Source organism: Streptomyces hazeniae, from assembly GCF_031845485.1.
In the GTDB taxonomy this organism is placed as follows: Bacteria; Actinomycetota; Actinomycetes; order Streptomycetales; family Streptomycetaceae; genus Streptomyces; species Streptomyces hazeniae.
This window is the reverse complement of record NZ_JAVREQ010000006.1, coordinates 65,954-88,628: the sequence shown is the minus strand read 5'-3', so window position 1 is coordinate 88,628 and position 22,675 is coordinate 65,954. Positions and strand designations below refer to the sequence as shown.

General features: G+C 73.7%; 18 protein-coding genes. 11 read left to right on the top strand and 7 right to left on the bottom strand.

The window, feature by feature from the left end:
- Positions 1-48 precede the first annotated feature (48 nt).
- Positions 49-903, bottom strand: a complete 855-nt coding sequence (locus RM572_RS09095) for an alpha/beta hydrolase (RefSeq protein ID WP_311672757.1) — start codon at positions 901-903, stop codon at positions 49-51.
- A gap of 136 nt (positions 904-1,039) precedes the next feature.
- Here RM572_RS09095 and RM572_RS09090 point away from each other — a divergent pair, with 136 nt between their 5' ends.
- Positions 1,040-2,044, top strand: a complete 1,005-nt coding sequence (locus tag RM572_RS09090; protein WP_311672756.1) for a helix-turn-helix domain-containing protein — start codon at positions 1,040-1,042, stop codon at positions 2,042-2,044.
- A 124-nt stretch (positions 2,045-2,168) separates the two neighbouring features.
- Here RM572_RS09090 and thiC read toward each other — a convergent pair whose 3' ends face one another.
- A complete protein-coding gene (gene thiC, locus RM572_RS09085) occupies positions 2,169-3,962 on the bottom strand; it encodes a phosphomethylpyrimidine synthase ThiC (protein WP_311672755.1) in 1,794 nt (597 codons plus the stop codon).
- A gap of 175 nt (positions 3,963-4,137) precedes the next feature.
- Between thiC and RM572_RS09080 the strand changes: the two genes are divergently transcribed.
- A complete protein-coding gene (locus RM572_RS09080) occupies positions 4,138-5,673 on the top strand; it encodes a YibE/F family protein (protein ID WP_311672754.1) in 1,536 nt (511 codons plus the stop codon).
- Here RM572_RS09080 and RM572_RS09075 read toward each other — a convergent pair.
- Positions 5,636-5,857 carry a DUF5326 family protein gene (locus RM572_RS09075; protein ID WP_027765532.1) on the bottom strand — a complete coding sequence of 74 codons (222 nt, stop codon included), beginning with the start codon at positions 5,855-5,857 and terminating at the stop codon, positions 5,636-5,638. The two genes, RM572_RS09080 and RM572_RS09075, sit on opposite strands and share 38 nt — an antisense overlap.
- 151 nt (positions 5,858-6,008) lie before the next feature.
- Entirely contained in the window at positions 6,009-6,326 is a 318-nt protein-coding gene (locus tag RM572_RS09070) for a cupin domain-containing protein (protein WP_311672753.1), read from the bottom strand.
- A 55-nt stretch (positions 6,327-6,381) separates the two neighbouring features.
- On the opposite strand from RM572_RS09070, the gene RM572_RS09065 reads away from it, so the two are divergent.
- The 5 genes from RM572_RS09065 (at position 6,382) to RM572_RS09045 (ending at position 10,645) form a co-directional block, all read left to right on the top strand.
- Entirely contained in the window at positions 6,382-6,759 is a 378-nt protein-coding gene (locus tag RM572_RS09065; RefSeq protein WP_027765534.1) for a phage holin family protein, read from the top strand.
- The gene (locus tag RM572_RS09060) at positions 6,759-7,313 is read left to right on the top strand and encodes a low molecular weight protein-tyrosine-phosphatase (RefSeq protein WP_311672752.1); all 555 of its coding nucleotides are present in this window, start codon (positions 6,759-6,761) and stop codon (positions 7,311-7,313) included. Before RM572_RS09065 ends, RM572_RS09060 begins: the two co-directional genes overlap by 1 nt.
- Complete coding sequence (locus RM572_RS09055) at positions 7,310-8,170, top strand: fructosamine kinase family protein (RefSeq protein WP_311672751.1); 861 nt, start codon at positions 7,310-7,312, stop codon at positions 8,168-8,170. The genes RM572_RS09060 and RM572_RS09055 overlap by 4 nt, the downstream gene beginning before the upstream one ends.
- Positions 8,171-8,278: 108 nt before the next feature.
- Positions 8,279-9,430: a cystathionine gamma-lyase gene (locus RM572_RS09050; protein WP_311672750.1), complete on the top strand. Its 1,152-nt coding sequence runs from the start codon at positions 8,279-8,281 to the stop codon at positions 9,428-9,430.
- Between the two features lie 69 nt (positions 9,431-9,499).
- The gene (locus RM572_RS09045) at positions 9,500-10,645 is read left to right on the top strand and encodes an LCP family protein (protein ID WP_311672749.1); all 1,146 of its coding nucleotides are present in this window, start codon (positions 9,500-9,502) and stop codon (positions 10,643-10,645) included.
- Between the two features lie 94 nt (positions 10,646-10,739).
- On the opposite strand, the gene RM572_RS09040 is transcribed toward RM572_RS09045, so the two are convergent.
- The 3 genes from RM572_RS09040 to RM572_RS09030 form a co-directional block, all read right to left on the bottom strand.
- Positions 10,740-11,633 carry a hypothetical protein gene (locus tag RM572_RS09040; RefSeq protein ID WP_311672748.1) on the bottom strand — a complete coding sequence of 298 codons (894 nt, stop codon included), beginning with the start codon at positions 11,631-11,633 and terminating at the stop codon, positions 10,740-10,742.
- A 264-nt stretch (positions 11,634-11,897) separates the two neighbouring features.
- Entirely contained in the window at positions 11,898-13,001 is a 1,104-nt protein-coding gene (locus tag RM572_RS09035) for a metallophosphoesterase (RefSeq protein ID WP_311672747.1), read from the bottom strand.
- A gap of 308 nt (positions 13,002-13,309) precedes the next feature.
- On the bottom strand, positions 13,310-14,434 hold the full coding sequence (locus tag RM572_RS09030) for a LacI family DNA-binding transcriptional regulator (protein WP_311672746.1): 1,125 nt from the start codon (positions 14,432-14,434) through the stop codon (positions 13,310-13,312).
- A gap of 461 nt (positions 14,435-14,895) precedes the next feature.
- On the opposite strand from RM572_RS09030, the gene hisC reads away from it, so the two are divergent.
- The 4 genes from hisC to cydD all read left to right on the top strand — a co-directional run bounded on the left by hisC (position 14,896) and on the right by cydD (position 22,638).
- The gene (gene hisC / locus RM572_RS09025; protein WP_311672745.1) at positions 14,896-15,975 is read left to right on the top strand and encodes a histidinol-phosphate transaminase; all 1,080 of its coding nucleotides are present in this window, start codon (positions 14,896-14,898) and stop codon (positions 15,973-15,975) included.
- Positions 15,976-16,280: 305 nt separating this feature from the next.
- Positions 16,281-17,789: a cytochrome ubiquinol oxidase subunit I gene (locus RM572_RS09020; RefSeq protein ID WP_311672744.1), complete on the top strand. Its 1,509-nt coding sequence runs from the start codon at positions 16,281-16,283 to the stop codon at positions 17,787-17,789.
- 19 nt (positions 17,790-17,808) lie between these two features.
- Positions 17,809-18,813 (top strand): cytochrome d ubiquinol oxidase subunit II, encoded by a 1,005-nt coding sequence (gene cydB / locus RM572_RS09015; RefSeq protein WP_311672743.1) that lies wholly within the window; start codon positions 17,809-17,811, stop codon positions 18,811-18,813.
- 75 nt (positions 18,814-18,888) lie between these two features.
- The gene (cydD, locus tag RM572_RS09010; protein ID WP_311672741.1) at positions 18,889-22,638 is read left to right on the top strand and encodes a thiol reductant ABC exporter subunit CydD; all 3,750 of its coding nucleotides are present in this window, start codon (positions 18,889-18,891) and stop codon (positions 22,636-22,638) included.
- The last annotated feature ends 37 nt before the right edge of the window (positions 22,639-22,675 follow it).

Below are 22,675 nucleotides of genomic sequence, written 5' to 3'. Positions count from 1 at the left end.
GTTGCGTCCCGCGCGGAGTACGGCGGCGGGGTACGGCGGCGGGGTGGGTCATGCGAAGCGCCGGACGAAGCGGAGCGCGGTGTCCGCCACCTCGCGCCAGCCGGAGTCGATGACCAGGGCGTGGCCACGGCCCGGCATCTCGACGATCTCGGTCACGCCGGGGTTCCTGAGCTGCTTGCGGTAGGCGGCGTGCGCCATCGACCAGGTCACCAGGTGGTCCTTCTCGCCCGAGACGATCAGGAGCGGCCCGCGGTCGGGGTTGCGGGTGTCCGCCCGCACCTCCGTGCGGGGGTTGACGTTCGCGGACGCGGCCTGGAAGAGGGGGATGCCGGAGGCGGCGACCGCGTGCCGCTCGTACAGCGTGCGGGCCTCGTCCTCGTCGACCGCGTTGGCGAAGGCGTAGCGGAATTCGTCGAAGGTCAGTGCCACCGCCCGGCGCCGGTTGGCCGGGTTGCCCAGTACCGGCCGGGAGCCGCGCAGGGCGGAGAGGGGCAGCGGCAGCACGCCGCGGAACGGCGCCGGGTCGATCGCCACGGAGGCGGCCGCGAGCCCGCGGCCGGCGAGGATCTGGGTCAGCAGCCCGCCGAAGGAGTGTCCGACGACCACGGGTTTGCGGTCGATCCGGTCGATCAGGGACTCGAGGTGGTCGGCCACCGGGCCCACCGCCTTCCCGGCGAAGGCGTCGGGGTGCTCGTGGGCTTCGGCGACGGACTCCGGGTCGTCGGGCCAGGACAGGGACAGGGGGGCGTAGCCGTGCTCCTCGAAGTACCTCGCCCACGGTTCCCAGCTCCCGGCGAGCATCCACAGCCCGTGCACGAAGACGACGGGGGTGCGCGTACCGGCGTTCACCTCCTCGATCCGCTCGAGGTCGCGCCGCATCGTCGGTTTCGGGACGGTCGTCATGTCGGCACCTCTCCGCAGCACGAGTAGACCGGTACGTTTCGGGCATACCCGACGCGTGGCCCGCGGTGCGGCCCTGAGTGCACCGTGAGAGGCCCACACTGACCGACCCGACCCGTCGAGCAGGGCGGTGACGCACATGCTGCTCATCGACACCCGGCAGATCCCCGCTCACCGGCGCATCCGTGCGGTGGACCGTGCCCTGGCGCAGGTCGTGGGGGCGCCGTGCGCGGTCACCCACGACGTGCCGGAGGGCGCGGCCGTACACGCCCGGATCGAGTACTGGCGGCTCGGGCCGGTCACCCTGCTCAGTACGGTCGCCAGCGGGCTGCGGATGCGCCGGGGCCGTCACCGCCGCCGGGAGGACGGCACGTCGGGGGTGCTGCTGATGCAGAGCACGCGCGGGTCCGGGCGGTTCGCGCAGCACGGGCGACGGCAGCCACTCACCGACGGCGCTCTCGTGCTGGACGACCTGGCCGCGCCGAGCGAGCTCACCTGGCACGGCGAGGGCGCGGGCCGGGCCCTGCTGGTGGACCGGGAGACCCTGGGCCTTCCCTCGGAGACGGTACGCAGCGGCGGTGGCGCCCTTCGGGACAGTCCGCTGCACGACCTGGTCGGGCACCACCTCGCCGAGATGTCCAGGGAAGCGGGCGGCATCGCGGACGACCCCGGGCGGGCGGCCGTGGGAGCGGCCACGGCCGAACTGCTCCGGGCGCTCATCGCGTCGGCCGCCGGCAGGAGCGCGCCGCCGGACCCGGAGACCCCGGGCGCGCCCCGCATCGAGGACGTCCTGGACTACACGCGAGCCCACCTCACCGACCGGGAACTCAGCCCCGGCCGGATCGCCGACGCGCACCACGTCTCGGTGCGCCACCTGTATCGCCTGTGCCACGAGGCGGGCGTCAGTCTGGAGCAGTGGATCATCGCGCGACGGCTCGACGGGGCGAGCCTGGCGCTCGCCGTCCCACCGGGCAGCTCCCGGACCATCGCCTCCGTCGCCGCCGCGTGGGGATTCACCGACCCCAGCCACTTCGCCCGTCGGTTCCGCGCGGCACACGGGGTCGCGCCGCGGGAGTGGCAGCGCCGCCACCGTTCGGCGTCACCGGCAGGCCCGGTGGGTGCGGCGGGCGTGGACGGCGGCTGACCGGAACCAGCCCCCGCCGTGAGCGCCACCGCCCGCCGTGAGCGCACCGCCGTCCGTGGAACGCACCGCCGCCCGCCGCCCGGTGCGGCGCACCGCTGCGGGCGGCGGACGGCGGTGCGCCCGGTCAGTCGGCCAGCGGAAGGTAGACGCGGTTGCCCGACTCGGCGAACTCGCGGGACTTCGCAAGCATCCCGTCTCGGATCTCGTCTTCGCTGGTCAGAGACTCGCCCGCGCCGAACTGCTCTGTGATGCTTCTGCTGATCCTCATCGAGCAGAACTTCGGCCCGCACATTGAGCAGAAGTGCGCCGTCTTGGCCGGTTCGGCCGGGAGGGTCGCGTCGTGGAACTCCCGGGCGGTGTCCGGGTCGAGGGCCAGGTTGAACTGGTCCTCCCAGCGGAACTCGAAGCGCGCGTCGGACAGCGCGTCGTCCCAGTCCTGCGCGCCCGGGTGGCCCTTGGCCAGGTCCGCCGCGTGCGCCGCGATCTTGTACGTGATCACGCCGGTCTTGACGTCGTCCCGGTCGGGCAGGCCCAGGTGCTCCTTCGGCGTGACGTAGCAGAGCATCGCCGTGCCCCACCAGCCGATCATCGCGGCGCCGATGCCCGAGGTGATGTGGTCGTACGCCGGGGCGATGTCGGTGGTGAGCGGGCCCAGGGTGTAGAAGGGCGCCTCCTCGCAGATCTCCTGCTGGAGGTCGATGTTCTCCTTGATCTTGTGCATCGGGACGTGCCCGGGGCCCTCGATCATCGTCTGCACGCCGCGCGCCTTGGCGATCCGGTTCAGTTCGCCGAGCGTGCGCAGTTCGGCGAACTGCGCCTCGTCGTTGGCGTCGGCGATCGATCCCGGCCGGAGGCCGTCGCCGAGCGAGAACGTCACGTCGTACGTGCGCAGGATGTCGCAGAGTTCCTCGAAGTGGGTGTAGAGGAAGCTCTCCTGGTGGTGCGCCAGGCACCAGGCGGCCATGATGGAGCCGCCGCGCGAGACGATGCCGGTCTTGCGCCGCGCGGTGAGCGGCACGTAGCGCAGCAGCACGCCGGCGTGGACGGTCATGTAGTCGACGCCCTGCTCGCACTGCTCCAGGACGGTGTCCTTGTAGACCTCCCAGCTCAGCTCCTCGGCCTTGCCGTCGACCTTCTCCAGCGCCTGGTAGAGCGGCACCGTGCCGATGGGCACGGGAGAGTTGCGCAGCACCCACTCGCGGGTGGTGTGGATGTTGCGGCCCGTGGAGAGGTCCATGACCGTGTCGGCGCCCCAGCGGCTCGCCCAGGTCATCTTCTCCACCTCCTCCTCGATGGAGGAGGTGACGGCGGAGTTGCCGATGTTGGCGTTGACCTTCACCAGGAAGTTCTTGCCGATGATCATCGGCTCGCTCTCCGGGTGGTTGACGTTGGCCGGGAGGACGGCGCGTCCCGCCGCGATCTCGTCGCGCACGAACTCGGGGGAGACGTTCTCCCGGACGGCGACGTACTCCATCTCCGGGGTGACGTCGCCGCGCCGGGCGTACGCGAGCTGCGTGACGGCCACGTCGCCGCGTGCCCGCCGGGGCTGGCGCGGACGGCCGGGGAAGACCGCGTCCAGGTTCTTCAGACCGCCGCGCGGCGAGGTGTGCTTGATCCCGTCGTCCTCGGGCCGCAGTTCACGGCCCGCGTACTCCTCGGTGTCTCCCCGGGAGATGATCCAGTTCTCCCGCAGCGGCGGCAGGCCGCGGCGGACGTCGGTGTCGATGGTGGGGTCGGTGTACGGGCCGGACGTGTCGTACAGCGTCACGTCCTGGCCGTTGGTGAGGTGCACCCGGCGGACCGGGACCCGGATGTCCGGGCGCGATCCCCCGACGTAGCCCTTGTGCCAGCCCGGCTTCCGCTGCGCTTCGGCAGCGCCGGAGGGGTTTTCGGGCGTGCGTGCATCCTGCATGGTCATGAGACCTACTCCCTACGCCGGCATTACCCGGTAACAGGTTCGGCGGTCGACGCAGCCGTTCAGCGCCCTCTCAGCCCCGTGCTCGGAGCTCCCGCGATGTGCAAAGCGGCTCCACGCTAACGGCTCACCGGGCGGGGTGGCCAGAGGGCCCCCGGCTTCTTGCGATGATCGGTGTGTGACGACGCCACCGCAGCAGCCGCAGCCGCCGTCCTCCGGGTGGGGGGACGGCCCTCGGTCCGGCCACGCCCACCAGCACGGCCGGCGCCCCGAGTACGGCCACCCGCCCGCCCACGGCGGCGGTCACGGCGGTCACGGCGGGCACGGCGGGCACGGCCACGGCGGTCACGGCGGTCACGGCGGCCATGGCCACGGCGGCCACGGGCACGCGCATGGCCCGGCGACGCCCGTCTCCCGCCACCTGCGCAAGGTCGTCGCCTCCGTGCTCATCCCCTTCGCCGCCGCCGTCGTCACGGGGCTGGTGCTGCTCTGGCCCGGCGGGACACCGGGCGGGCAGGAGGACGGTCGCAGCGGCGTCGGCTTCGACCGGCCCACCTACGACGCGCGCGTCACGGCCGTGCGCACGGTGGACTGCGCCGACGTCAACGCCCGCCCGTCGGGCGGGATCGGGCAGCAGCCCGAATCCGGCGCGGGCGGCGCCGGCGCCGGCGGCGACCAGGCGTGCCGCCTGGCGACCGTCGAGGTCACCAGCGGCCCCGGCACCGGACGTACCTTCCCCCACGTCATCACCCCGGACGCCACCCGCACCCTGTCCGCCGGGCAGGACGTCGTCGTCGCCTACGCGGAGAACGCGCCGCGGGACCTCCAGTACGCGGTGATCGACGTGGACCGCGACCTGCCGATGGCGCTGCTCGCCGCGATCTTCGCCGTGGTGGTGGTGCTGGTGGGACGGCTGCGCGGGATGCTGGCGCTGGTCGGGCTGGGGGTGAGCTTCGCCGTGCTGACGCTGTTCATCCTCCCGGCGATCCTCCAGGGCTCCAACCCGCTGCTGGTCGCCGTGGTGGGCGGCAGCGCGATCATGCTGGCCACGCTCTACCTCTGTCACGGCCTGTCCGCACGCACCTCCGTCGCGGCGCTCGGCACGCTGGTGTCGCTGCTGCTGATCGGCGTGCTGGGTTCGCTGTTCATCGGCTGGGCGGAACTCACGGGCAACACCGACGACCAGACGGGGCTCGTGCACGGGCTCTACCCCGACATCAAGATCCAGGGCCTGCTGCTCGCCGGTGTGCTCATCGGTTCGCTCGGCGTACTGGACGACGTCACGGTCACCCAGACCTCGGCCGTGTGGGAGCTGAGGGACGCCGACCCGTCGGCGGGTTGGCGGCAGCTGTACGGCGCCGCGATGCGCATCGGACGCGACCACATCGCGTCCGTGGTCAACACCCTGGTGCTCGCCTACGCGGGCGCGGCCCTGCCGCTGCTCCTGCTCTTCTCCATCGCGGAGAGCAGCGTGGCCACGGTCGCCGGTTCGGAGTTGGTGGCGGAGGAGATCGTGCGGACCCTCATCGGGTCCATCGGGCTGGTCGCGTCCGTGCCCGTCACCACGCTCCTGGCGGCGCTGGTGGTCTCCGCGGACCGCCGGCCGGGGACGGCCCCCGGCACCGCCGAGGTCCCCGGCGCTCCGGTGCCCGCCGGGGCGGCGCCCGGCGCGACGGTCACCAGTCGTCGCGGGAGGAGGAGGAAGAAGAGGTGAACTGGCGCACCAGGTAGATCAGACCGCCCACCAGGGCCGCGAAGAGCAGCACCTTGAAGAGCAGGCCGACCAGGAAGCCGACCACGCTGGCGATCAGCCCGCCGAACACGACGAGCGCGATCACCGGTATGGCGACCCACTTCACCCACCACGGCAAGGTGGCGAGCACTTCCTTGACAGCCATGACAACTCTCCGTGAAGGACTCGAGGACGGCGGTGCGCCCGGGACGAACGCACCGTCTGCCCTCGATGCTAAGGCGAGCGGCGGCGCTGCGGGAGTGGCACCGACCCCGGCGCGACCCTGAATCGACCCCTACGGCTCCGGCGGGCGCGCGTCAGCTCTCCGGGGGCGAGAACACCACCATGACCCGCAGGTCCTCGCTGACGTGGTGGAAGCGGTGCGGCACGCCGGCCGGCACGTACACCACGCTGCCGCGCGCCACGGGCGTCGTCTCGTCCCCGACGGTGAGCGCCGCACGGCCGCTGACCACGAAGTACACCTCGTCCTGCGCGTGCGGCTGCTGCGGGTCCGCCCCGCCCCGGTCCACGGCGTACAGGCCGACCGACATGTGACGCTCGCGCAGGAACTGCAGATAGGCGCCGTCGTTCGCGGCGCGCTCCGCCTCCAGCTCTTCCAGCCGGAACGCCTTCACACCGGCCCCCCACCTTCTGTGTTCGATCCACCGGTTCGGATGGAACCATCAGCGTATGACGAACTTCCTCATCAAGACCGTCGCCAACGCGGCGGCGCTGCTCGTCGCCGTGTGGCTGATCGCCGGCATCACGCTCACCGGCGAGGACACCGGCCGCCAGGCGCTCACCCTCGTGCTCGTCGCCCTGATCTTCGGCCTGGTCAACTTCGTGGTCAAGCCGGTCGTGAAGCTGCTCTCGCTGCCGGTGCTCATCCTCACCCTCGGCCTGTTCACCCTGGTGATCAACGCGCTGATGCTCCTGCTGACGTCGTGGCTGGCGGACGTGGTCGACCTCAGCTTCCACGTCGACGGCTTCTGGGCGGCACTGCTCGGCGGCCTGATCATCTCGATCGTCTCCTGGGCCCTGAACATGATCCTTCCGGACGACGACTGATGCCGGTGCACGACCCCGACCGCCGCTACCGGGTGTGCTTCGTGTGCACGGGCAACATCTGCCGCTCCCCCATGGCCGAGGCGGTGTTCCGGGCCCGGCTGGAGGATGCGGGGCTGGACGACCGGGTCCGCACGGACAGCGCCGGCACCGGCGGCTGGCACGTCGGCGACCCCGCAGACCCCCGTACCGCCGCGGTGCTGGGGACGGCCGACTACCCGCTGCTGCACGCCGCGCGCCGGTTCGAGCCGGACTGGTTCCAGGACATCGACCTGGTGATCGCGCTGGACGAGGGGCACCGCAGCGAGCTGCGTCGGCTCGCGCCGGATGCCGCGGAAGCCGGGAAGGTCCGGCTGCTGAGGTCGTACGACCCGGTGTCGGCCGAGCACGGTGAGCTGGACGTCCCCGACCCGTACCACGGCGGTGACGAGGGCTTCCGGGAGTGCCTGGATCTCGTCGAGGCGGCCATGCCCGGTCTGCTCGCCGAGGTGGCCGCGGTGGTGGAGGGCCGGGAGGGCCGGACCGGGAGCGACCCTGCGGGGGGCGGCGGGCCGTGATCGCCGACCGGGTGCGCGAGGTGTCCGGCGTGCCGGTCGGGGAGGCGCGGCCGGTGGGCGGCGGCGACGTCTGCGCCGCCTACCGGCTCGACGCCGACGGCCGGACGCTCTTCGCCAAGACCCTCGCCGACGCTCCGGAGGGCTTCTTCCGCGCCGAGGCGGACGGCCTGGCGCTGCTTGCCGGAACGGGCGTGGTCGCGGTGCCCGCGGTGGTGGCGGCGGCGCGGGACGTGCTGGTGCTCGACTGGATCGAGCCCGGCCGGCCGTCGCCCGGGGCGGCGGAGCGGCTGGGCCGCGATCTGGCCGCGCTGCACGACAGCCCGGCCGAGGCATGGGGCACGCCCGGCCGGCCCGCCTTCCTCGGGCCGCTGCCGCTGCCCTCGCCCGACGCACGCCTGGCCGATCCGGGCGACTGGCCCGCCTTCCACGCCGCGTACCGGCTGCTCCCCTTCCTGCGGCGGGCCGCCGACGCCGGCGCGATGGCCGACGGCGACGTACGGGCCGTGGAGGGGCTGTGCGCCCGCATCGACGAGGTGGCCGGGCCCCCGCAGCGGCCGGCCGTGATCCACGGCGACCTGTGGTCCGGCAACGTGCACTGGTCCGCGACCGGCCGGGCCTCGCTCATCGACCCCGCCGCGCAGGGCGGCCATCCGGAGACCGACCTGGCGATGCTGGAGCTGTTCGGCTGCCCGCACCTGGACCGCGTGCTCGCCGCGTACGAGGAGGTGCGGCCCGTTCCCGGCCGCGCCGCGCGGACGGGGCTGCATCAGCTGCAGCACCTCCTCGTGCACGCGGTGCTCTTCGGCGGCGGGTACGGTGCCCGCTGCGGGCAGGTGGCGCGCGCCGCCCTGGCGTGACCCGCGGGACCGGTGACACCGGCGGACCTGCGGAGGCCGCGGCGAACGGGCCTGGCAGGAGTGACCCGAGTGACCCGAGTGACCGGAGTGAGAGGCAGGCGCAGCGAGATGAGCAGGGACGACCGCGACGCGACCCGGGTGGTGCGGGCGGGGCTGCCGCCGGAGGAGCCGTACGCGCCGCCGCTGCCCGGGCCGGTGTTCGCCGCGCACTACCACCTGCCCGGCGACCCGCACGACGCCCCGTACGCCTACGGCCGGGACGCCAACCCGACCTGGACGGCGCTGGAGCGCGCCGTCGGTGCACTGGAGGCGCCTGCCGGGGTCCCCGGCGAGCAGGTGCACGCGCTCGCCTTCGCCTCCGGCATGGCCGCGATCTCCGCCGTGCTGTTCTCCCAGGTGCGGCCCGGCGAGGCGGTGGTGCTGCCGTCCGACGGGTACAACCTGCTGGTGCCGACCCGGGAACGCCTGGAGTCGCTGGGCGTCGAGGTGCGCACGGCGCCGACCGGCGGTGACGCGCAGCGCGAACTCCTCGACGGCGCCCGGCTGCTGTGGATCGAGTCGCCGTCGAACCCGGGGCTGGACGTGTGCGACGTCCGGGCCCTGACGGACGAGGCCCACGCACGCGGCGCGCTGGTGGCCGTCGACAACACCCTCGCCACCCCGCTGGGGCAGCGCCCGCTGGAACTCGGCGCGGACTTCTCCGTCGCCTCCGGCACCAAGGCGCTCACCGGCCACGGCGACCTGCTGCTCGGCTACGTCGCCTGCCGGGACGCCGCCCTCGCCGACGCGGTGCGTCTGTGGCGCAAGACAGTCGGCGCCGTCCCCGGCCCGATGGAGGCGTGGCTGGCGCACCGTTCGCTGGCCACCCTGGAGCTGCGCACCCGGCAGCAGGCGGCCGGCGCGCTGGCCGTCGCGCGGGCGCTGCGCGAGCTGCCCGGGGTGACGGACGTACGCCACCCCGGGCTGCCCGAGGACCCGTCGCACCCGGTGGCGGCCCGTCAGATGCGCCGCTACGGCTGCGTGGTGTCGTTCACGCTGCCGGACAAGGGCTTCGCCGAACGCTTCCTGGCCGCGCTGCGGCTGGTCGACGACGCCACCAGCTTCGGCGGCGTGCGCAGCACCGCGGAGCGGCGTGGCCGGTGGGGCGGCGACGCCGTGCCGGAGGGTTTCGTGCGGATGTCCGTCGGTGTGGAGGACCCGGAGGACCTGGTCGCCGACCTCCGGCACGCGGTGGAGCACGCGGCCGCGCAACAGGGCTGACGGGTCGGGCCTTTCGGTCGATATCGCTGTTCGACGGCGCAAGGGCGTCAGCGGCGGAAGAATGCCCGCATGACGCACACCGAAAGCACTGTCGAAGAGCGCGCGGACGTCCCCGCCGCCCGCCCCGGGCGGGACGGGAGCGGTGGCGGAGGCAGCGGAGACCGCGGTGCGGCGACGCCGTCCGGCGGGCCGAAGCGCCGCCGTGCGCGGAGGGTGCTGCTCTGGTGCCTCGCCGGTGTGCTGCTGCTGGTCGGCGGCCCCGCCGGGTACGGGTGGTGGCGGGCGGAGAGTGCCGCCGACTCGATCCCACGCATCCCGGACGCTCTGCCGGACGTGCCCGAGAGGCAGCAGCCGCCGCCCGGGGACGGCGTGACGTTCCTGCTCGTCGGCCTCGACACCAGGTCCGGGGTGCCGACCACCGGTGACGACGCGCAGGCGCCCGCGTGGAGGGCCGGGGCCTCGCGCAGCGACACGATGATGCTCTTCCACCTGTCGGCGGACCGCGAGGACGCGGCGGTGGTCTCACTGGCCCGCGACACCTGGGTGGAGATACCGGGGCACGGTGAGGCCAAGCTCAACGCCGCCTACTCCTGGGGCGGTCCGGCCCTCGCCGTGCGGACCGTGCAGGACCTCACCGGTGTCCGGGTCGACCACCTGGCGGTCGTGGACTGGAACGGTTTCCGTGAGCTGACCGATGCCGTGGGCGGTGTGGACATCACCGTGCCGCGCGACATACCCGGCCGCGGCGACGCTCTCGCCCACCGGGCCGGCACCCACCGCATGAACGGCGAGGAGGCGCTGGCCTACGTCCGCGAACGCAAGGGCCTGCCGCGCGGCGACCTGGACCGTACGGCGCGGCAGCAGAACTTCCTGCGGGCGCTGATGGGCCGGGTGCTCAGCGGCGAGACGCTGTCCAGCCCTTCCCGGATCAGCGGCCTGCTGGACTCGGTCGGCGACGTGGTCGGGGTGGACGACGGCCTGTCCAACAGCGGCCTGTACGACCTGGCGTGGGGCATGCGCGGGCTGCGTACCTCCGACGTGCGGTTCCTCAACGCGCCCGTGGACGGCTTCGGCACCCGCCAGGGGCAGTCCGTGGTGCTGCTGGACCGTGAGCGGGCCGCGCCGCTGTGGGAGGCGATCCGGGAGGACCGCGTCACGGAGTACCTGGCGACCCACGACACCGACGGGCTGAAGGACCCCGGTTCGGTGCGGTAGGCGCTGCGCCGCCGCGCTTCGTCCTCGCCGGACGGCGTACGGCGGCCGGTCTTCGCCGTCCGGTGACCCTTCCGGTGGTGTTGCGCCCGGAGCGTCACTCCGGCTGCGTCTCGGGGCCGCCGTAGGCCGGGCCGTCGTAGTCCGGTGCGGCGAACTCCGGGCTGGAGAACCGGGGGCGCGTGGACGCCGAGTCGCTGCCGGAACCCGTCGCGGGGCTGGAGAAGCCGGGGTGGGAGAAGCCGGGGTGGGAGTACCCCAGCCGCGGCGTGCGGGGCTGTTCCGGCAGTTCGCGGGCCAGCGCCTCGGGGGACTTCTCGGCCCCCGCCGGGTCGGCCAGCGCCTCGCGCAGGAACGGCACGATGCCGCGGTCCCGCAGCGCCGTCTGCCAGGCGGACCGGGCCGCGGCGACCTCCTGGGCAAGATCTCCGGGCACGGAGGCGGGCTCGGGCGCGGGGCCGCGTCTGCGGCGCGGTCTGCCGGGGGCGGCGACGGCGCTGGGACCGTTGCGCAGCGCGGTCAGCAGCACCCCGCCCATGCCGAGCAGGGCGGTTCCGGCGGCCAGGACGGCGAACGTCCAGCCGGCGTTGCGCATCGGGGCGGCGAGGGACGGCTCCGGGTCGAGCAGATGCAGCCCGTAGCCCACCAGGAGGAAGATCAGTGCGGCCGTGCCGGCCAGCAGCGGGGCGAGGACGGAGACGATCGCGAGGAGGCCCGCGCCGTCGCGGCCGGCCACTGTGGCCGTCGCGTCGTTGGCGCGCTCGCGCAGTTCCCGGCGCAGCGCGACGAACCGGCGGTACTCGGCGTCGGCGCACGCGGCTATCGGCAGGGCGGCGCTGACGGCCATGCTGCGCAGCTGCGCCCGGCCGAGCCGGTCACCGACCCGGGACAGGCCGGGGTAGCGGTCGGCGGTGCGCAGCGTCTCGTCGAGGAGCCGCTCGAATTCGGCGCGGTCCTCCCTGAGCAGTTGCGGAGCGCTGTTCATGTGCATCCCCCCGATGCTCCGTGGTTCCGCGGGTCGCCGCGGCGACGTCGCGGGTGGTTCCGCGGCGTCGGTTCTCGGCGCGGACGACGGAGGAGAGCTGCTACGGCAGGAGTAGATGGTAGAGCGCTCATGGCGGCCGGTGACAGGGAGTTCACCGAATCCGTACGCGCGCCCCCTGTGCCCGTGGGTGCCGCGCACCCGGCCGGGAGACCGCCGCGGGCTCGTCCGCGGGGCCCGTCGTGAGGGCCGCGGCGGGGCGCTACGGCACCGCTACCGGCGGCCGTTCACGGACGCCTCGTTCACCGGGAGGCGGGTGACGAGCAGCCTGCCGTCCATGGTGACGCCGCCGTCCATCGCGACGGCCAGCCCGTCGGCGTACACGTGCGGGCCGGTGACCTGCGGCGTCTCGCCGGAGTCGTCGCCGGTGTCGCCGGTCAGGTACGGGATGGGGCTGTGGCCGTGCACGACGCGGCTGCCGCCGAAGGCGTCGAGGAGTTCGCGGGCCGCGGCCGTGCCGGAGCCCTCGTCGCGGAAGGCGAAGCGCTTGGTGAAGCGGCGGAAGAGGTCCCACGTCTCGTCGGCGTCGGCGCGTTGCACGGCCTGCGTGACCGCCTCGTTGACCTCGGACACGGTGTCGCCGAACTCGAGGTAGCAGGTGGCGTCGGAGTGCAGCAGCAGGTGGTCGTCCTCGACGGCCATGGCGTGCAGCCGGGACATCCACTGGATGTGGTGGTCCTCCAGCCGCTCCATGTCGGCCTGCTGGCCGCCGTTGAGCAGCCAGGCGGCCTGGAAGGACGCGGTGCCGGCGCCGGACTCGACGGGGGTGTCGCCGAACCGCTTGGCGCCGATGAGCAGCAGTTCGTGGTTGCCCAGCAGGGCCTTGCAGTAGCCGCCCGCGGCGGCGGCCTCCGCGGAGAGTCGCATGACGAGGTCGACGACGCCGATGCCGTCCGGGCCGCGGTCGGTGAAGTCGCCGAGGAACCACAGCCGGGCGTTGCCGCCGGTCCACTGGTCGTCGGCGTCCACGAGCCCTGCTTTCCGCAGCTCGTCGCGGAGTTCGTCGAGGTAGCCGTGCACGTCGCCGACGACGTAGAGCGGCGAGGGGCCTTCGGGGGCGGGTGCGGGGGAGGGCATGTCGATCACAGTCGGTTCGTGTCCGGGCGGGTGCGTGGCGGCGCCGATGACGGGCAGATCGCGCTGGGTCGGGGTGTAGCCGGCGGGCTGGGCGGGGAGCGTCGCGGGCGGAGCCTGCGGCGTCACCGGCCCGCCGCTGCGCGAGGACTGCGGGTGGTGCGCGTGCGTGGCGGCGCCGCCCGGCACGGATCCTGACGTGCCCGGCCACCCGCCGGGTACGTGCCCTGCCCCCTGGATCATCGACCCCTCCACCTTCGCGCGCCTCATCCCCTGCCGGAGTCCTGCCCTGGCCGACGTCCCGGAGTGGTCTCCCCAGGTCGCGCGCCGGTCCCGGTGCGTGGAGAGCCCATCATAGGAACGACGGTCGCTCCTTGTGACATACCTGGGTCGGCATTTGCCCGGCGGATCGTCACGCGTACCTTCCGGCGGGGCCTTTCCTCCCCTTTTCCCGCGGTACGGCCCCGGGGCGTTCCCGCTCGCTGTTCCCGGACGGCGCGGTCCCGCGGCTCCTCACGCTGCGCGCCGCGCGGTCCGCCGTCGTGCCGGCGTCACTCGGACGAGGGTCCGCGGGGGGCGCTGACGGTCGTGCGGGGCGGGCGGCGGCGTGAACTGGTGCGGACGATCAGGTCGGTGGGCATGACCTGTTCCACGGGGCGCGCCGAGCCCTCTCCTTCGATGGCGTCGATGAGGAGCTGGATCACCGTGTTGCCGATGCGGCCCGGCTTGAGCGAGAGCGTGGTGATGGGCGGTTCGGTGCCCGCGTACACGGCCGACTCGCTGCAGCAGACCAGGAGCAGGTCCTCGGGCACGCGCAGCCCGTAGCGGCGCGCGGCGGCCAGCAGGTCGGTCCCGTTGGGGTCGAAGAGGCCGTAGACGGCGTCGGGGCGGTCGGGCCGGGCCAGCAGGCGGTCGGCGGCGACGGCGCCGGCGGCCGGGTCGTGCGCCGGGTAGGCCTCCACCACCGGCTCCTGGCCCACGCGCTCGCACCAGTCGAGGTAGGCGCTGGTGGACAGGCGGGTGTAGGTGTCGGTGCTGGTGCCGGTGAGCAGGCCGATGCGGCGGGCGCCGGACTCCGCGAGGTGGTCGAGCAGTCCGCGTACGGCGGCCTCGTGGTCGTTGTCGACCCAGGCGGTGACGGGCAGGTTTCCGGCCGGGCGGCCGTCGGAGACGACGGGGATGCCGGAGCGGACGAGTTCGGTGACCAGCGGGTCGCGGTCGGACGGGTCGATGACCACGGTGCCGTCGAGGGCGACGTTCGACCAGATGTCGAAGGCGCTGTGGCGCGAGGTCGCGGGCAGGATGACCAGGGCGTAGCCGCGGGCCAGCGCGGCGGAGGTGGCGGCCCGCGCCATCTCGGCGAAGTAGGCGAACTCGGTGAAGGTGAACGGTTCTTCGCCGTAGGTGGTGACCGTGAGCCCGATGAGGCCGGACTTCCCGGTGCGCAGCGTCCGGGCGGCCGCCGAGGGGCGGTAGCCGAGGCGGTCGGCCACGGCGCGCACGTGGCTGCGGGTGGCGTCCGGCAGGCGGCCCTTGCCGTTGAGCGCGTCGGAGACAGTCGTGATGGAGACACCGGCGGCGGCCGCGACATCACGGATCCCTGCACGGCCCTGGCGCCGGCGTCCAGCGTGGGAGGTGGAGCTCCGGCTCACCTGATGCTTCTCTGCTGCTGTCATGGCGACCCGATCGTAGGCCCGCGAAGGTGTGTGGGCGGGGACGAGAGGACAAGGGGCGGAAGGCACGATTCTGCACGACGAAAACTCGTGAACAGCCTTGGAATAAACGGTAGTTGACGGGGCAGCCAAGTGGATCGTGCATTTCCGGCCGCGTTGTCCCCGCACAATCCCCAAGGTTGCGATGAGGTTGCAACTCACCTTCACGAGTGACGCGCGCCACCGCGCACGCCAGGGCGCGCGGGCACGGGTGTGCGCGGGCGTGGGGGCGCGGACGCGCGCGGGGTGTGCGGAGAGGGATGTGCGGACAAGGGACCGGGCGGACTGTGACCCACGGCCTGTGCACCCTCCGGGGGGCGCCGCATAGGGTGGGGTCCGGGCCGCGCCCCGGCCGACGTCCAGTGATCCTGCGCGGCCGCCGGCGGCGGCGGAGCTTTTCCTGCGAGGGTCAAGGAGGACCTGCGGTGACCGAGAAGACCCCGAGGCTGCGCGCAGCGCTCGACGGCGTTCCGACGTACAAGCCCGGCAAGCGGGACGCGGGAAGCGGAACGGTGAGCTACAAGCTCTCCTCCAACGAGAACCCGCACTCGCCGCTGCCCGGCGTGATGGAGTCGGTGACCTCGGCCGCGGCCTCGTTCAACCGCTACCCGGACATGGCCTGCACCGAGCTCATGGAGACGCTCTCCGAGCGCTTCGGCGTCCCGGTCGACCACCTTGCCACGGGCACCGGCTCGGTCGGCGTCGCCCAGCAGCTGCTCCAGTCGACCGTCGACCCGGGCGACGAGGTGATCTACGCCTGGCGGTCCTTCGAGGCGTACCCGATCATCACGCAGATCTCCGGCGCGAAGCCGGTGCAGGTGCCGCTGACCGCGGACGAGGAGCACGACCTCGACGCGATGGCGGACGCGATCACCGAGCGCACCCGGCTGATCTTCGTCTGCAACCCGAACAACCCGACCGGCGTGGCCATCCCCCGCGCCGAGCTGGAGCGCTTCCTGGACCGCGTGCCGGGCGACGTGCTGGTGGTGCTGGACGAGGCGTACCGCGAGTTCGTCCGCGACGAGAACGTGGTGGACGGCCTGGAGCTGTACCGGGAGCGTGCGAACGTCTGCGTGCTGCGCACCTTCTCCAAGGCGTACGGCCTGGCCGGCCTGCGGGTGGGGTTCGCGGTGGCGCACCCCGAGGTGGCGGCGGCGCTGCGCAAGACCGCCGTCCCGTTCGGTGTCACGCAGCTCGCCCAGGACGCCGCGGTGAAGTCGCTGAAGAGCGAGGACGCCCTGCTGGAGCGGGTCGAGGGCCTGGTGGCCGAGCGCGCCCGGGTCTCCCGCGAGCTGGTCACCCAGGGCTGGACGGTGCCGGAGTCGCAGGCCAACTTCGTGTGGCTGCGGCTGGGGGACCGTACGACGGACTTCGCGGCCGCCTGCGACGAGGCAGGCGTGGTGGTCCGGCCCTTCCCGGGCGAGGGCGTGCGGGTGACGATCGGCGAGACCGAGGCGAACGACCTCTTCCTCCAGGCGGCCGCCGCGTTCCGCAAGGAGCTGTAGGCAACCGCACGGCACGCAGGACACGGCACGGCACAGCACGACACGACACGCACGGCGCGTCGTCGTCCGAGCCGCTCACCGGGTGAGCCCCGGCCCCTTCGCGGGCCGGGGCTCACCCGTTTTCGCACGGGCCCACCGGGCCCCGGTGGCGGATGTGTCCGTCCTCACCCACCCCCGGTGCCAGATCGCCGGAGGCAGGGGGTGATAATTGCTTGTGAATGTGAACGCATTCACAAGCCGCGCTGTGCGCACCCCGCACACCGGCAGGCACCCCGCCGTGCCGTGCGACCGAAGGAGGCGGCGAGATGGACCTCGCGCTGGCACCGGAGACGCTGGCCCGATGGCAGTTCGGGATCACCACCGTCTACCACTTCCTCTTCGTCCCGCTGACGATCTCGCTCGCCGCCCTCACCGCGGGCCTGGAGACCGCCTGGGTCCGCACCCGGAACGAGAAGTACCTGCGGGCGACCAAGTTCTGGGGCAAGCTCTTCCTGATCAACATCGCCATGGGCGTGGTCACCGGCATCGTCCAGGAGTTCCAGTTCGGCATGAACTGGTCCGACTACTCGCGCTTCGTCGGCGACGTCTTCGGCGCCCCGCTCGCGTTCGAGGCGCTCATCGCCTTCTTCTTCGAGTCGACCTTCATCGGCCTGTGGATCTTCGGGTGGGACAAGCTGCCGCCCAAGCTGCACGCCGCCTGCATGTGGACGGTCTCCGCCGGCACTCTCCTCTCCTCGTACTTCATCCTGGCCGCCAACTCCTGGATGCAGCACCCCGTCGGCTACCGGATCGACCCCGGGAGCGGACGCGCCGAGCTGACCGACTTCCTCGCCGTCCTCACCCAGAACACCACCGTGGTCGTCGTCTTCCACACCCTGACCGCCGCCTTCCTGACCGGCGGCGCCTTCGTGGCCGGCATCGCCGCCTGGCACCTGCGGCGGGGCCGGCACGTACCGGTGATGCGCACCTCGCTGCGACTGGGCCTGGTCACCCTCGTCGCCGGTGGCGCCCTCACGGCCGTCAGCGGCGACCAGCTCGCCAAGGTGATGTTCGAGCAGCAGCCCATGAAGATGGCCGCCGCGGAGGCGCTCTGGGACTCCGAGGCGCCCGCTCCCTTCTCCCTGTTCGCCTACGGCGACGTGGACGAGGGACACAACGAGGTGGCGGTCGAGGTCCCGGCGGCCCTCTCCTTCCTGGCCCACAGCGACTTCACCACGACCGTGCCCGGCATCAACGACGTCAACGAGGCGTCGCAGGAACGCTTCGGCCCCGGCGACTACCGGCCCAACATCCCCGTGGCCTACTGGAGCTTCCGCTGGATGATCGGCTTCGGCATGGCCTCCGCCGCCCTCGGCGCCGTCGGCCTCTGGCTCACCCGGCGCAGGCTGTGGCTGGCGCCCCGGCTGCGCACCGGGCCCGACGAGGTGCCCCGGCTGGCCCTCACCCGGGACCGCACGCTCGGGCCGGCCCTCGGCGACTGGTACTGGAAGCTGGCCTTCCTCACCCTGGGCTTCCCCCTGGTCGCGAACTCCTGGGGCTGGATCTTCACCGAGACGGGCCGCCAGCCCTGGGTCGTCTACGGCGTGCTCCGCACCCGCGACGCCGTCTCCCCCGGAGTGTCCCAGGCCGAGGTGCTGGCCTCCATGACCGTCTTCACCCTGCTCTACGCCGTCCTCGCGGTGATCGAGGTCCGGCTGCTCGCCACATACGTCAAGGCCGGGCCGCCCGAACTCACCGACTCCGACCGCAACCCGCCCGACCGGGTCGGCGGCGACCCCGCCGACGCCGACCGCCCCATGGCCTTCTCCTACTGAGAAGCGAGGAGAGAAGACGATGGCACTCCACGACCTCTGGTTCGTCCTCATCGCCGTCCTGTGGACCGGCTACTTCTTCCTCGAGGGCTTCGACTTCGGCATCGGCGTCCTCACCCGGCTGCTCGCCCGGGACCGTGCCGAGCGGCGCGTCCTGATCAACACCATCGGCCCGGTCTGGGACGGCAACGAGGTGTGGCTGTTGACCGCTGTCGGCGCCACCTTCGCCGCCTTCCCCGACTGGTACGCCACCCTGCTCTCCGGCTTCTACCTGCCGGTGCTGCTGATCCTGGTCTGCCTGATCCTGCGCGGAGTCGCGTTCGAATACCGCGCCAAGCGGAACGAGGAGCGCTGGCAGCGCAACTGGGAGCGTGCGATCTTCTGGTGCAGCCTGCTGCCCGCCCTGCTGTGGGGACTGCTCTTCGCCGCCATGGTGCGCGGGCTGCCCATCGGCCCGGACAAGGAGCACACCGGCGGGCTGCTCGACCTGTTCTCGCCGTACACGCTGCTCGGTGGGCTGGCCACCCTGGCGTTGTTCACCTTCCACGGCGCCGTCTTCGCTGCGCTCAAGACCCTCGGCGACATCCGCCGCCGCACCCGCCGGCTGGCCGCCGGAGTCGGGGCCGGTGCGCTGGCCGTCCTCACGCTCTTCCTGGGCCGGACGCAGCTGCGGCACGGCGACGGCGTCGCGCTGGTCGCCCTGGCCGTGGCGGTCGCCACCCTGGCCGCCGCGCTGGTCGCCAACCACCGGGGGCGGGAGGGCTGGGCGTTCGCCTGCTCCGGGCTGACCGTCGTCGCCACCACGGCGATGCTCTTCCTCAGCCTTTTCCCGGCGGTGATGCCCTCGACGCTCGACCCGGAATGGAGCCTCACCGTCGCTCAGACCGCCTCCAGCCCGTACACGCTGGAGATCATGACCTGGCTCGCCGCCCTCGCCACGCCGGTCGTCCTGCTCTACCAGGGCTGGACATACTGGGTCTTCCGCAAGCGCATCGGAACCCGGCACCTCCAGCAGACCTCACACTGACCTCCCGCCCCCGTTCGCCATGCGCACACCCGTCCGGATCCTCGCTCGTCCGTCCGACCGCAGGGAAGGTTTCACGTGAAACCCGTCGACCCCCGCCTGCTCCGGTACGCCCGCGCCACCCGCGTCTTCCTGTTCGCGAGCGTGGCCCTGGGGCTGGCCGGGGCGGGCCTGGTCGTCGCCCAGGCGGTGCTGCTCGCCGAGGTGATCGTCGAGGCGTTCCAGCGGGACCGCCTGGCCGCCGACGCCCTGACGTTGCTCGCGGCCACCGCCGTCGGGCGCGCCGCCGTCGCCTGGCTGACCGAACTCGCCGCGCACCGGGCCGGTGCGGCCGTCAAGTCGGAACTGCGGATGCGGCTGCTCGTTCACGCCACCGCCCTCGGCCCGGACAGGGTGCAGGGCACCGGCGAGCTGGCCACGCTCGCCACCCGCGGCATCGACGCCCTCGACGACTACTTCGCCCGCTACCTGCCGCAACTCGGGCTCGCCGTCGTGGTACCCGCCGCCGTGCTGGCCCGGATCGTGGTCTCCGACTGGATCTCCGCCCTCACCATCGCGGTCACCCTGCCGCTCATCCCGGTCTTCATGGTGCTCATCGGCTGGGCCACCCAAGCCCGCATGGACCGCCAGTGGGCTCTGCTGTCCCGGCTCGCGCACCACTTCCTGGACGTCGTCGCAGGGCTCCCCACCCTCAAGGTGTTCGGCCGTGCCAAGGCGCAGGCGGAGAGTATCCGCGCGCTGACCGGCGACTACCGGCGGGCCACCCTGCGCACCCTGCGCCTGGCCTTCCTCTCCTCCTTCGCCCTGGAACTGCTCGCCACTCTCTCCGTCGCGCTGGTCGCCGTCGGCGTGGGCATGCGCCTGGTGCACGGCGACCTGGACCTCGCCACCGGCCTGGTGGTGCTGATCCTGGCGCCCGAGGCCTACCTGCCGCTGCGTCAGGTCGGCACCCAGTACCACGCGGCCGCCGAGGGGCTCTCCGCCGCCGACCAGGTGTTCCGCGTCCTGGAGACCCCCGCACCGGTCCCGGGCACCGGCCCGGCCCCCGCCCGGCCCGTCGTCACCCTGGAGGGGGTACGCGTCCGCCACGAGGGCCGTTCGGGTGACTCGCTGCCCCCGACCACCCTCACCCTCGCGCCCGGAGAGACCGTCGCGCTCGTCGGACCGTCCGGGGCGGGCAAGTCGACCCTGCTGCACACCCTCCTCGGCCTGACCCGCCCCACCGAGGGACGCGTCCTGCTGGACGGCCAGGACCTCGCCGGCACCGACCCGACGAGCTGGCACGCCCGGATCGCCTGGGTGCCACAGCACCCGCACCTGTTCGCCGGCACTCTGGCCGAGAACGTACGTCTGGCCCGCCCGCAGGCCGACGACTCCGAAGTGCGGGCCGCGCTGGACGCGGCCGGGGCCCCCGACCTCGACCCCGACGCCCTGCTGGGCGAACAGGGCGCAGGGCTCTCGGCGGGACAGCGCCAACGCGTCGCCCTGGCCCGGGCCTTCCTCGCCGACCGGCCGATCCTCCTGCTCGACGAACCCACCGCCGCCCTGGACCTGGCCACCGAGGAGTCCGTGGCCGCCGCCATCGGACGCCTGACCCGGGGCCGCACCACGCTGCTGGTGGCCCACCGGCCCGCTCTGCTCCCGCTCGCCGACCGGGTCGTCGTCCTCCCCGCTCCCGACGACCGGCCGGCGACGGCCGCGGAGGCCCACCCGCACTGGGCGGAGGCGGTCGCCCATGGCGACACCCCGGAGGCCGCCGCGGCGAGGGCCGTCGGACCCGAGCCCGCCGCGCCCGACGCCGCCGCAGCGCAGCATGCGCAGGCGCGGTCCGCAGAGCGGGAGCCGGCCGTGGAGGCCGCCGCCGGAGCCGGCGACCCGGGCGGACCGGGGCGCAGCCCGCTCGCCCGGGTGCGCCGCGCCGCCCGTCCGCTGCGCGCCCGCCTCGCCCTCGCCCTGCTGCTCGGCACGCTCGCGCTCGGCAGCGCGGTCGGCCTCATGGCCACCTCCGGATGGCTCATCTCCCGCGCCTCCCAGCAGCCGCCCGTGCTCTACCTGATGGTCGCGGTCACCGCGACCCGCGCCTTCGGCATCGGGCGCGCCTTCTTCCGCTACGCCGAGCGCCTCGTCTCCCACGACGCGGTGCTGCGGCTGCTCGCCGGACTCCGGGTCGCCGTCTACACCCGCCTGGAGCGTCTGGCCCCGGCAGGTCTCCGGGAGACCCGACGAGGCGACCTGCTCTCCCGGTTGGTCTCCGACGTCGACGCCCTCCAGGACCACTTCCTGCGTTGGCTGCTCCCCGCCGGAACGGCCGTCGCCGTGTCCCTCGGTGCGGTCGGCTTCACCGCCGCGCTGCTCCCGGAGGCGGGCGCCGTGCTCGCCGTCGGCCTGGTCACCGCGGGCGCCGCCGTTCCCCTGCTCACCGCGGCGCTGTCCCGGCACACCGAACGGCGCCTCGCCCCCGCCCGCGGCACCCTGGCCGTCCGGACCGTCGACCTCCTCGGCGGTACCGGCGAACTGACCGTTGCCGGGGCCCTGCCCGCACGCACCGATGCCGTGCGGGCCGCCGACGCCGAGCTGACGCGCATCGCGGCCCGCAGCGCCGCCCGTACCGGTGCCGGCGCCGGGCTGACCGCGCTGGTCACCGGCGGGACGGTGACCGCCGCGGCCTGGGCCGGCGCGGTCGCGGTCGGCGGCGGACGGCTGGACGGGGTGCTCCTCGCCGTCGTGGTGCTCACCGCGCTCGCCGCCTTCGAGGCGGTCGCGGGCATGCCCCTCGCCGTGCAGTACCGGCAGCGCACGCGGCGGGCGGCGGAACGCGTCCACGACGTGCTCGACGCACCCGCGCCCGTGCAGGAGCACCCGGGCAGCGGGCGGGAACGACTGGCAGCCCTCACCGCGGCATGGCGTGCCGACGAGCGGTCCGGCCACCGCCCCCACGACGCGAACGGTCCGCGCCTCACGCTGCGCGGGGTCACCGCCCGCCACCCCGGCCAGGAGCGGCCCGCCCTCGCCGGCTTCGACCTCGACCTGACACCCGGTCACCGGGTCGCCGTGATCGGCCCGTCCGGCTCCGGCAAGACGACGCTGGCGCAGGTGCTGCTCCGCTTCCTGGACCCGGAGTCCGGCGCGTATCTGCTGCACGGCGGTGCGCCGGACAGCGGCGCGCCGGACAGCGGTGTGCCGAACGGTGGTGCGCCGAGCGGCGGCGGGCCCGAGGTGGACGCCACGTCGGTGGACGGCGACGCCCTACGGCGCCTCGTGGGCCTGTGCGCCCAGGACGCCCACCTCTTCGACAGCACCCTCCGGGAGAACCTCCGGCTCGCCCTGCCCCGCACCGCGGACGGCGCCCCGGCGGAGGGCGCCCCGGCGGAGGGCGGCGCGGGCACCGACGCCGTGCTGCACCGGGCGTTGGCCGCCGCCCGCCTCGACGCCTGGGTGCACAGCCTGCCGGACGGCCTGGACACCCGCGTCGGCGAACACGGTGCCCGCCTCTCCGGCGGACAGCGTCAGCGCCTCGCCCTGGCCCGGGCGCTGCTCGCCGGATTCCCGGTGCTGGTGCTGGACGAGCCCGCCGAACACCTCGACCTGCCCACCGCGGACGCGCTGACCGCCGACCTGCTGGCCGTCACCGAGAACCGCACCACGGTGCTGATCACCCACCGCCTGCACGGGCTGGAGGCCGTCGACGAGGTGATCGTCCTCGACGGCGGCCGCACGGCGGAGCGCGGCACGTACGCCGAACTCGCCGCCCGGAAGGGTGGTCGCTTCCGCGCCATGCTGGACCGCGAGGCGGCCACGGCGGAACGCGCCGCCGGACGGACGGCGTAGGCGGAGCGCGGTCCCGGCCGCTCCCGAACGGCCCGAT